The organism is Aeromonas sobria (genome assembly GCF_006243315.1).
Classification (GTDB): Bacteria; Pseudomonadota; Gammaproteobacteria; order Enterobacterales; family Aeromonadaceae; genus Aeromonas; species Aeromonas sobria_A.
In genome coordinates, this window is record NZ_NKWE01000008.1 from 113,466 (window position 1) to 122,561 (window position 9,096).

Sequence of the window (9,096 nt, forward strand, 5' to 3'; positions counted from 1 at the left end):
TACTTCTCTCCGTGATGATTCGATGATGATTCAATAAAAGGGTCGTGATTCAGGTTGAGTGCCGCGTTACTGATTCCGCTATTTGTGGCCAAGCAGGGTCAGCAACACGGCGTTCTGGATATGCATCCGGTTTTCGGCCTCGTCCATGATGAGGGAGGCGGTGCCATCCATCACCTGCGAGGTGATCTCCAGCTCCCGGTGGGCCGGTTGGCAGTGCAGCACGTGCGCAATGCCGGTACGGTCGAGCAGGGCCTGGTTGATCTGGTAAGGCATAAAGAGCTCGGTGACCTGCTCCATCGGGGTGTTGTCGCCCATGGAGACCCAGGTGTCGGTGTAGGCCACGTCGAACCCTTCGATATCTGCCACGTCGTCGCTGATGTGGATGGTCGCCCCTGACTTGGCCGCCAGAGCCTGCGCCTGCAGGAAGATCTGGGTATCTGGGCCATGGCCTTTCGGGCAGATCAGGGTCACATCGGTGCCCAGAGTGGCCCCCAGCAGCAGCAGAGAGTGGCTGACGTTGTTGCCATCACCGAGGTAGGCAAGTTTCACCTTCGACAGATCGTCGTAGTGCTCGGCAATGGTCATAAAGTCGGCCAGCCCCTGACAGGGGTGGTAGAGGTTGCACAGGCTGTTCACCACCGGCACTGTGCCGTGCTCTGCCAGCGCCACTAACGTCTGGTGGTCGAATACCCGGGCGACGATGGCATCACACCAGCGGGACAGATTGGCGGCGAAATCCTTCACTGACTCCCGCTTGCCCAGCGCGCCGTTCTGCTGATCCAGATAGACGCTGTGGCCGCCCAGTTTGGCGATGCCGATGTCGAAGGTGACCCGGGTACGCAGGGAGGGCTTCTCGAACAATGTGACCACGCTCTTGCCTGCCAGCGCCTGGCTGTACTTCTTCGGGTCGGCCTTAACCGCTTTGCCCAGCGCAATCAGCGCTTCAATCTGGGCTTTGTTCAGATCACTGTCTTTCAGAAGATGTTGCATCGGATGTTCCTTGTTCCGGTGGAGATCAAATAGCGACTTGGGTGCCGACCGCGCCGCCCGCCAGCAGCTTGAGCAGCTGATCCGGGTAGCGCCAGCTGGCGACACAGACCGGCTTGCCGAGGGTCTCGGCAGCGTGCAGGGCCGCTTCTACCTTGACCGCCATGCCGTCGCGGATCACCCCTTTCTCCATCAGATCCAGTGCGGTCAGCTTGTCGAGCTGGGGCACCAGCTTGCCCTTGCCATCGAGGATGCCGCTCACGTCGGAGAGCATCACCAGATCGGCGCCGAGCGCTTCGGCAATGGCGGTGGCCGCCTGATCCGCGTTGACGTTCATCAGCTGCCCGTCGGCGGTGATGCCGATGGAGCTCACCACCGGCAGGAAGCCCTGACCGAGGATCCCCGCCACCAGTGCCGGGTTACCCGGTTTGCACTCGCCGACCGCGCCGAGATCCGGGTCGAGCTGGGTCACCTGACACAGGCCGCCATCCGCCAAACAGAGCCCCACCGCCGGAATGCCGGTGGCAATCGCCTTGGCCATCATCTGCTTGTTGGCAGTGCCCGCTAGCGCCCCGGCAATAAAGGGGATCTGCTCGAACGGGGTCACCCGCAGACCATTCTTCTTGGTGGAGGTGAGACCCAGCCCCTTGAGCAGGTCATCCACCAGACAGCCACCACCGTGCACCAGCACCAGCGGACGGTGCTGATCGTCGAGAAAGGTTTTGAGGGTGGCGAACAGGGCGGCCAGCGCCTCGTCGTTCTCGATAAGGGCGCCGCCCAGCTTGATAACCAGCGTCTGTTTGTCCATCGTTGCAATCCTTCCTTAAGTCCTTAAATCAGGCCGGTGGCCGGTTCAAATCCAAATTTGATATTTATGCACTGTATGGCTTGTGAGGCGGCGCCCTTGAGCAGGTTGTCGATGGCCGAGACCACCACCAGCATGTTGCCCTGCTGTTGCCAGGCGATATCGCAGTAAGGGGTGTTTGCCACACCGCGAATGGAGGGCATCTGGCCGGTGAGGCGCACCAGCGGTTTGCCTTCGTAAGCCTTGAGGAAGGCCTGATCCACCTGAGTGGGGGTCACGCCGTCCGCCAACTGCACATAGATGGTGGCCAGGATACCGCGCACATAGTTGCCAAGGTGGGGCTGGAACAGCACCTCCTTGCCGAGGTGGTGGCTGATTTCCGGCTGGTGCCTGTGATTGAAGGTGCCGTAGGGATTGAGGCTCACTTCGCAGAAGCTGCTGTTGATGGCTGCTTTGCGACCGGCGCCGGAAACCCCTGAGACGGCGTTGATGATCGGCTGCCAACCCTTGGCAATCAGGCCATCCTGCTGCAGCGGCTTGAGGGCGCAGAGGGAGGCGGTCGGGTAGCAACCGGGCACGGCAATCAGCTGGGCGGTGGCGATGGCATCGGCGTTCCACTCGGCCATGCCATAGACGGCCTGATCCAGCCACTGTTCGCTGTCGTGGGTGAAGCCGTAGAAGCTGTCGTAGAAGCCCTGATCCTTGACCCTGAAGGCGCCGGAGAGATCGAACACCGGCAGCCCCTTGGCGAGAAACTTGGGTGCCAGCTCGGCGCTCACCTCGTGGGCGGTGGCCAGCAGCACCAGATCGGCCTGGGTCAGGATCCGGGTCATGCCATCGTCGTCCAGCGGCAGCAGCGGCTGATCGAGGGCTCCGACCCACTGGGGATGCAGGGAAGAGAAGCGCTTGTGGGCATCCTGACTGCCCGCCGAGACATAGAGGCCAAACAGTTTGAGTTGTGGATGGTTCTGTACCAGTGCGGCCAGTTCGGCTCCCGCGTAGCCACTGGCACCGACGATAACGGTGTTAAGCATGTTGAATATTCCAAGTCAGAGTTCGAGATTCACAGCATGGCGCTGCAGTGCAAGGGGTTCATTCACCCCGGTGCACCGTCTTGATAAAACAAGTGCGGAGGGGCGATTCAGGCGGGTGTGTGTCGTCGGTTATAGATCAGGTGACAGAACATTAACTTTCCCTTACAACTAGAAGCCTTTGTTGATGAGCCAGATATTCAGGTAAAATTACAGAATATTCATGCACTCACTTTGCATTTGTATTTTCTAACAGAAACATTCCGGGGACGCAAGGAGGAGCTGATGGCCAATCTGGATTTTTTTTCACTTTATAAGAATATTATTGCGATTCCCTCTATCAGCAGCACGGATCCCAAGTGGGATCAGAGCAATGAGGCGGTGATCCGGCTGCTGGCCGACTGGTTCGGTCAGCTCGGTTTTCAGTGCGAGGTGACGGCGCTCCCCGATCTGCCGGGCAAGTTCAATCTGGTGGCAACGATCGGTCAGGGGGAGGGCGGTCTGCTGCTGGCGGGCCACACCGATACGGTGCCGTTCGATGAGGGGGGTTGGAGCAAGGATCCCTTCAAGGTGACCGAAGAGGGCAATCGCCTCTATGGCCTCGGTACCATCGATATGAAGGGCTTCTTCGCCTTTATCGTTGAGGCACTGAAAGAGATCGACCTCACCGCGCTCAGCAAGCCGCTACGCATCCTCGCTACCGCCGACGAAGAGACCACCATGGCGGGGGCGCGCGCCATCGCCGCTGCAGCCGAGCTGAAGCCCGACTACGCGGTGATTGGCGAGCCGACCGGACTGGTGCCGGTGGTGGCACACAAGGGACACATGTCGGAGGCGATCCGTATTACCGGCAAGAGCGGCCACAGCTCGGATCCCGCCAACGGCGTCAACGCCATGGAGATCATGCACAAGGCGATGGGGCAGGTGCTGCGCTTACAGCAGGATCTGAAAGAGCGCTACGCCGACCACCGCTTTGCGGTGCCGCAGCCGACCCTGAACCTCGGTTACATTCAGGGGGGCGATAGCCCGAACCGTATCTGCGGCTGCTGTGAGCTGCATATCGATCTGCGCCCCACCCCGCAAGTGGGGCCGGATGAGTTGATGGGGATGCTCAAAGAGGCGCTGTCGCCCATCGAGATCCACCAGCCGGGCTGCCTGCATCTGCAACATCTGCATGAACCCATTCCCGCCTACGCCTGCGCGGACGACTCTGTGCTGGTGCGCGAAGCGGAGAAGGCGAGCGGTCGCGCCGCCGAGTCGGTCAACTACTGCACCGAGGCGCCCTTTATCCAGCAGCTCGGTTGCCAGACCATAGTGATGGGCCCCGGCCATATCACCCAGGCGCACCAGCCGGATGAGTATCTGGATCTCTCGTTCGTCAAGCCGACCACCTCAGTGTTGCAGCACCTGATCAGACGTTTTTGCCTGTAGCGGCGGCGGTGAAAGGGGCGTAAAAACTGTAAGTAAGTTACATAACAAGCCGGTTGTGGAGTAGTGACGGAAATACATGTTCTGAATCGGCCTGTTATTTGACCTTGCGCAGACAATCTGGGTAGATTGTCACCCTAAGATGACGGAGCATATGTTGTAATCGCACAACAATAAGTGAGGTCGTCTTGCACCCCGGATGGGTGTCAGGCACCAACAAGATAAGGATGTGGAATGAACGAAAAGTACGCCGCACTACGCGCCAACGTAGGTATGCTGGGTCAGCTGCTGGGTAAATCCATCAAGGATCATCAGGGTCAGGCCTTTCTCGACAAGATCGAAACCATTCGCCAATTGGCCAAATCCTCCCGCAAGGGCAATGAATCAGACCGGGAACGTCTGCTCGATACCCTGCGCACCCTGAGTGATAGCGAGCTGCTGCCGGTGGCACGCGCCTTCAGCCAGTTCCTCAATCTGGCCAACGTGGCGGAACAGTTCCACACCATCTCCCGTCGCTGCGAAGAGCAGGTCTGCACCCCGGATCCGCTGGAGCAGATGTTCGACAAGCTGAAAGCCTCCAACCTGTCGCAAGAGGCCATCATTCAGGCGGTGCGCGAGCTGGATATCGATCTGGTGCTGACCGCTCACCCCACAGAGGTGACCCGTCGCACCCTGATCCACAAACATGTGCAGCTCAACGACTGCCTCGAGGCGCTGGAGCTCTCCGACCTGCTGCCCCGCGAGCGGGACAAGATCCTCAATCGCATCGAGCAGCTGATCAATCAGGCGTGGCACACCAACGAGATCCGCGAACAGCGCCCGACTCCGGTCGACGAGGCCAAGTGGGGCTTCGCCGTGGTGGAGAACAGCCTGTGGCCCGCCATCCCCGAATTCATGCGCAATCTGGACGAGCGTCTGCAACACCATCTGGGTGTGCGGCTGCCGCTGGATGCCGCGCCGGTCAAGTTCACCTCCTGGATGGGCGGTGACCGCGACGGCAACCCCTTCGTCACCGCCAAGGTGACTGCCGAAGTGCTGGAGCTGGGCCGCTGGATGGCGGTGAGCCTGTTCTACAAAGACATCAAGGAGCTCACCTCCGAGCTCTCCATGTCCGACTGTACCGACGCCGTGCGTGCCCGGGTTGGCGATCACCCCGAGCCCTACCGTGCGCTGGTGCGCGAGCTGCGTGAAGCGCTGCGCGAAACCAAAGAGCACCTCACCGCCAAGGTGCAGGGTCAGGTCAGCGAGAGCCTGGATCTGGTCAAGACCACCGCCCAGCTGCGCGAGCCACTGGAGCTCTGCTACCACTCACTGCACGCCTGTGGCATGGGTAACATCGCCGACGGCATGCTGCTGGACGTGCTGCGCAAAGTCGCCTGTTTCGGCATCCATCTGGTCAAGCTGGATATCCGTCAGGATGGCGAGCGCCACGGGCTGGTCTTCTCCGAGCTGACCCGCTATCTGGGTCTGGGGGATTACGCCGAGTGGAGCGAAGATGACAAGCAGGCCTTCCTGCTCAATGAGTTAAGCTCCCGCCGCCCGCTCATTCCCCACGATTGGGAGCCGAGCGCCGAGGTGCGCGAGACGCTGGATACCTGTCAGGTCATCGCCCAATACGACCCCGATGCGTTCGGGATCTACATCATCTCCATGGCCGGAGCGCCGTCCGATGTGCTGTCGGTGCAACTGCTGCTCAAAGAGGCGGGCTGCACGTTCCGCATGCCGGTCGCCCCGCTGTTTGAAACCCAGGATGACCTGATGGCAGGCACTGCCGTGATGGAGCGCCTGCTCTCGGTGGACTGGTATCGCGGTTACATTCAGGGCCGTCAGTACGTGATGATCGGTTACTCCGACTCCGCCAAGGATGCGGGCATGATGGCCGCTGGCTGGGCCCAGTACGCCGCCATGGAGTCGCTGGTGGGTCTGGCCGAAGCCAACAACATCCGCCTCACCCTGTTCCATGGCCGTGGTGGTACCGTCGGTCGTGGTGGTGCGCCGGCCCATCAGGCCATCCTCTCCCAGCCGCCGGGATCCCTGCGCGGGGGTCTGCGTACCACCGAACAGGGGGAGATGATCCGCTTCAAGTTCGGCTTGCCGAAAGTGGCGATCAAGAGTCTGGCGCTCTACACCAGCGCCGTGCTGGAAGGGAACCTGCTGCCACCGCCCAAGCCGAAACAGTGCTGGCGCGAGGTGATGGAGCAGCTGGCGACCGACTCCTGCGATCACTACCGCAGTATCGTGCGCGGCCATCCGGACTTCGTCCCTTACTTCCGCGCCGCCACCCCGGAAATGGAGCTCGGCAAGCTGCCGCTCGGCTCCCGCCCCTCCAAGCGCAAGCCCAACGGCGGCGTCGAGAGTCTGCGCGCCATTCCGTGGATCTTCGCCTGGACCCAGAACCGCTTGATGCTGCCAGCCTGGCTCGGTGCCCACAAGGGGCTGCAGCAAGCCATCGATGGTGGCAAGCTGGCGGTGCTGGAAGAGATGAGCGCCCAGTGGCCCTTCTTCCGCACTCGCCTCGAGATGCTGGAGATGGTGTTCCTCAAAGCGGACGCCTGGCTCGCCGAGTACTACGACACCCGTCTGGTGCCGCAGGAGCTGTGGGGCCTTGGTCAACAGCTGCGTCAGGAGCTCGCCGACTCCATCGAGGTGGTGTTGAAACTGAGCCCGCGCGGGGATTTGCTGGAAGATCAGCCGTGGATCAAGGAGTCCATCAAGCTGCGCAACCCCTACACAGACCCGCTCAACGTGCTGCAGGCCGAGCTGCTCAACCGTTCCCGTAACCAATCGGAGACTCTGCACCCCGAGCTGGACAAGGCGCTGATGGTCACCATCGCCGGTATTGCCGCAGGCATGCGCAACACCGGTTGATTGCCAGCCCAAGCCAGCAGGCTTCAGCGATATCCATCAAGCCAAAGGGCGCCGACAAGGCGCCCTTTGCTATTTGCCGTGCTCAAATGCTTGGGGGCCATGCTTCGTGGTGCAATCGATTCTCGAATCGGCATCAGCTTATTCCATAGCGCTTTGCAAACTGCCTGGCCCCTGCTTCGCTCACCTCGATCACCCGGGAGTCCAGGCGGCGCTGGAGCCATTGTCGGGCAAGGGCGTCATCCAGTATCCACTGCCCCAGGGTGCCTGCGAGATGGTTGCGGCGTTCGCTCCAGTCGAGACAAGCCTTGCACATTGGGCGTTTGCGCTGGCGTAGCAAGCCGAGATCGACTCCCAGGTCAGTGAAGAACTCCTCGCCAGCGTGGGTCAGTCTGACATCGTTCCCTTGTATCTCCAGCAGTTCCTGCTGCTGCAATGCATCAAACAGCTGGACCCCCAGTGCGCCGGCAAGGTGGTCGTAGCAGACACGGGCTTGGCGCAGGTGAGGATCCTGGGGACCCGTCCGCACCTTGGTCTGGATCCTGGTCACAGACAGCGTCAGCATTCGCTCGATAACCTCGGCCACTTCTGGGTCGGTCAGTTGAAAGTATTTGTGTCGCCCCTGTTTGCGCATATGCAACAAGCCGCCCTCAACCAGCTTGCTGAGGTGGCTGCTTGCGGTCTGGGCGGTGATCTCTCCTTCCAGCGCCAGTTCGGTAGCTGTGAACGCTTTGCCACCCATCAGTGCCGTCAGCATACGCGAACGGGCCTTGTCGCCAATCAGGCTCGCCACGTAGGCGATATCGGGTTCCATAACTAGCTCCTTTGATAGTTCGGTCACCGTCGAAGCATGACCCTGATGATGAGGTTAAGTTGATAACCGGTTCACCCCAGTTGAGATTCCAGAATGACAATTACCTGCTTCATTGAATACCAGATTGATCCCCTCAAAGCAGATCTCTTTGAGCAATACGCCAACCAGTGGGCGGAGATTATCCCCCAATGCGGTGGCGACCTCATCGGCTATTTTGCCCCTCACGAAGGTACCAATTATCGGGCATTCGGTTTGGTCGCCTTCAAGTCGTTGGCTGACTATGAGGGCTATCGTCAACGGTTGCGGGAGTCTGAGGTGGGGTGTGCCAATTTTGCGTTCGCCCAGGAGGGCCGCTTTATTCTGCAAGAGTCCAGATCTTTTTTACGACTGATCCCTGCCACTGATCGCCACCATGGGAGTGTCTGCTGATGTATGCCGTTATTTTCGAAGTTACTCCCTATGAGCAGGGGATTGAGGCTTATCTGGATACCGCAGCCACATTAAGAGAGGATTTGGAAAAGATCGATGGCTTTATCAGTGTCGAGCGTTTCCAGAGCTTGAATGCCCCGCAAACCTATCTCTCCTTGTCCTATTGGGAGAGCGAGGCAGCCATTCAAGCATGGCGAGATCACCATGGCCATCAGGCAGCTCAGACCAGGGGGAAAGCTGAGCTATTCCATGGTTACTGTATTCGGGTCTGCCAAGTGATACGCGAATACGTTCTTGTGGCAAACAGCGGCGCTCCTCTGTCAGATCCGGCGACAGGGGGGCGCCGGTGATGACGCTGTCGCTCTTTATGGCCTTTCTGGCTGTTATCACCACCCTGTTGTTGGCGCCAGGGCCGTCGGTCTGGTTGGCTATCCACAATGGCCTGATTCATGGTGTTCGTGCTGCCGTTATCGGCATATTGGGTAATGTGGTGGCCTTTCAGGGGCTGATGGCTTTAAGTGCGATGAGTCTGTCTGCGGTCATACAGATTGCGACACCCGGCCTTTTGATAATGAAATATGCAGGGGGGGCTTATCTGGGCTATCTCGGCTTACGGTTACTGATAGCCCCGGCCGGAACCATTTCTAGAGGGGCAGGGGAGGGCAGCGATCCGACTCGGGTCTGGCGACTGTTTCGCCAGGCATTTCTGGTAACCGTTTCTAGGGGCTGTCGTCTTG

Annotated in this window: 9 protein-coding genes; 5 read left to right on the forward strand and 4 right to left on the reverse strand. The window is 59.9% G+C overall.

Translation table 11 applies throughout. The annotated features are described in order from the left end of the window. Positions 1-78: 78 nt before the first annotated feature. From CF137_RS02775 to argC, 3 genes are read right to left on the reverse strand one after another with little or no spacing between them, the layout of a single operon-like run. A complete protein-coding gene (locus CF137_RS02775) occupies positions 79-990 on the reverse strand; it encodes an ornithine carbamoyltransferase (RefSeq protein ID WP_162515796.1) in 912 nt (303 codons plus the stop codon). A gap of 25 nt (positions 991-1,015) precedes the next feature. After that, a complete protein-coding gene (gene argB / locus CF137_RS02780) occupies positions 1,016-1,795 on the reverse strand; it encodes an acetylglutamate kinase (RefSeq protein ID WP_139717727.1) in 780 nt (259 codons plus the stop codon). Positions 1,796-1,818: 23 nt separating this feature from the next. Then, positions 1,819-2,826, reverse strand: a complete 1,008-nt coding sequence (gene argC / locus CF137_RS02785) for an N-acetyl-gamma-glutamyl-phosphate reductase (RefSeq protein ID WP_139717729.1) — start codon at positions 2,824-2,826, stop codon at positions 1,819-1,821. A gap of 282 nt (positions 2,827-3,108) precedes the next feature. On the opposite strand from argC, the gene argE reads away from it, so the two are divergent. Both argE and ppc read left to right on the forward strand, forming a co-directional pair. Further along, entirely contained in the window at positions 3,109-4,254 is a 1,146-nt protein-coding gene (gene argE / locus CF137_RS02790; RefSeq protein WP_139717731.1) for an acetylornithine deacetylase, read from the forward strand. Positions 4,255-4,485: 231 nt separating this feature from the next. Continuing rightward, positions 4,486-7,119, forward strand: a complete 2,634-nt coding sequence (gene ppc / locus CF137_RS02795) for a phosphoenolpyruvate carboxylase (protein WP_101320421.1) — start codon at positions 4,486-4,488, stop codon at positions 7,117-7,119. Between the two features lie 133 nt (positions 7,120-7,252). Here ppc and CF137_RS02800 read toward each other — a convergent pair whose 3' ends face one another. Then, positions 7,253-7,930, reverse strand: a complete 678-nt coding sequence (locus CF137_RS02800) for a winged helix-turn-helix domain-containing protein (protein ID WP_139717733.1) — start codon at positions 7,928-7,930, stop codon at positions 7,253-7,255. Between the two features lie 93 nt (positions 7,931-8,023). Here CF137_RS02800 and CF137_RS02805 point away from each other — a divergent pair, with 93 nt between their 5' ends. The 3 genes from CF137_RS02805 to CF137_RS02815 form a co-directional block, all read left to right on the forward strand. Next, on the forward strand, positions 8,024-8,359 hold the full coding sequence (locus CF137_RS02805) for an NIPSNAP family protein (protein ID WP_101326060.1): 336 nt from the start codon (positions 8,024-8,026) through the stop codon (positions 8,357-8,359). Further along, the gene (locus tag CF137_RS02810) at positions 8,359-8,709 is read left to right on the forward strand and encodes an antibiotic biosynthesis monooxygenase family protein (protein ID WP_139717736.1); all 351 of its coding nucleotides are present in this window, start codon (positions 8,359-8,361) and stop codon (positions 8,707-8,709) included. The genes CF137_RS02805 and CF137_RS02810 overlap by 1 nt, the downstream gene beginning before the upstream one ends. Next, positions 8,709-9,096: LysE family translocator (locus CF137_RS02815; protein ID WP_162515798.1), on the forward strand; the 388-nt coding region annotated here is incomplete at its 3' end. The genes CF137_RS02810 and CF137_RS02815, both read left to right, overlap by 1 nt.